1 protein-coding gene is annotated in these 1,554 nt (G+C 42.9%); it reads right to left on the reverse strand.

Annotated elements, in window-relative coordinates:
- On the reverse strand, positions 1 to 1,447 hold a 1,447-nt coding region (locus ASG16_RS00015), incomplete at its 3' end, for an IS1182-like element ISBbr1 family transposase (RefSeq protein ID WP_483296471.1).
- Between the last annotated feature and the right edge of the window lie 107 nt (positions 1,448 to 1,554).

A 1,554-nucleotide genomic window follows, 5' to 3' on the forward strand; every position in this document is an offset into this window, starting at 1 on the left:
TTCGCTTTACATTTACTGTAAAGGCAGTTAGTATGGCTTGGATTTGCATACGAAAGAGACCACGGTACTTGGCCCTGGTTAACCCATGATACCTTTTTAACTCAGCATTTTTATGTTCAATAATCGGTCTACGACGGATACGCTCTTGGAACACTTCGCTGTTCTCAAATTCGATATGCTCCTTGTAATGTTCCGCCATAATCCTGAAGGAATAGGTCTTGTTCTTTGCACCCGGTTTTAAACAGCCTTCTTTCAGCGGACATGCTGTGCATTTGTGTATATCAAAGTAGAACACGAGAGAACGACTATCGCCACTTTTTTTGCTGCCTTGCACAGCTTTACGGACACTGTTTTGTCCTGCCGGACAAATTACAAAATCTGCATCTTTGTTGTATGTAAAACCCTCTTGCCTTGATCCGCCATTATGGACGACAGGGTTTAAAGGAACTACGGGTTGAATCTTTTTAGATTTCATTTCAGCTAAGTTATCTTTACCTGAATATGCAGTGTCGGCAATGATTTCATGGACTTCTATTCCTGTGGATAACGTTTGACTTAGAAGCTCTTTGAATTGCTTTCCATCATCCGAACTTCCCCCAGTAACTTCTACTGCCGTAATGATCTCTTCCTCCGTCATGGCGATATGTTCTTTGTAACCAAAAAAAGATTTCGTATAGCTTTTCCATCCAAAGCGTGCGTCTGGATCAATAGCCGACAGAATCCCTTTTTGGGAAAGAAGGCGCTCGTCTTCTACAATCCTCTTGGCGATCTGAAGTTTTTCTGAGATAGAACCCTCATGATCAGGTATTAGCGTCTCGACAGCTTCTCCCAGCTCCGCTAAGTAATGTAGCATGACTTTTTCCGCATTTTCCTGTTCTTTCTTTATCACTGGCATCCGAGGAAGTTTCTTTTCAAGTTTGGAATGCTTTTTTACAACGACACGAAATAGACGTTTTGCCGCATCTCGTAAAACGCCAAGTGGCTTTTGTTTTTGCGAAGCTGCCAATGTATGAGTAGAATCCATGATAATCGTCTTCGACTTGACGAGTCCTTTCTCGATGCACTGGCGCACAACTGATCGAAGCACCTCATCCACACCCGCTGCTCCCAATCGATGGTTACGAAATCGGGATAATTGAGAAGGGGCTGGTAGCGTGTCTTCTGGATTAAGGCCAATAAACCACTTGTAAGCAAGATTCACCTGAGCTTCTTGAATCATGCGCTCATCCGAAAGATTGTACAGAACTTGCAAGAATAACAAACGAAACAGAAGCTCTGGCTCGTTGGCAGGTCTACCGTAATATTCACAGTACGAAGAACGAACCAGATCATGAATGAACGTGAAGTCGACGACTTCATTTATTTTACACAATGGATGATCTTCTGGAATGAGTTTGTATAATTCGGCATGGAAGGACGCCGTCAATTGTTTGGCAGGCTGTAGCACTAGTCCCAGCTTCTTTCGTTTTATGTTTATTATACAACGAGACCCAGTACCTAACGGTACTGGATCAGTCTTTTTACATATTATAGGAGTCGTTTTGCACGGCTCTC

It is taken from the genome of Brevibacillus sp. Leaf182 (assembly GCF_001423865.2).
GTDB lineage: Bacteria > Bacillota > Bacilli > Brevibacillales > Brevibacillaceae > Brevibacillus > Brevibacillus brevis_C.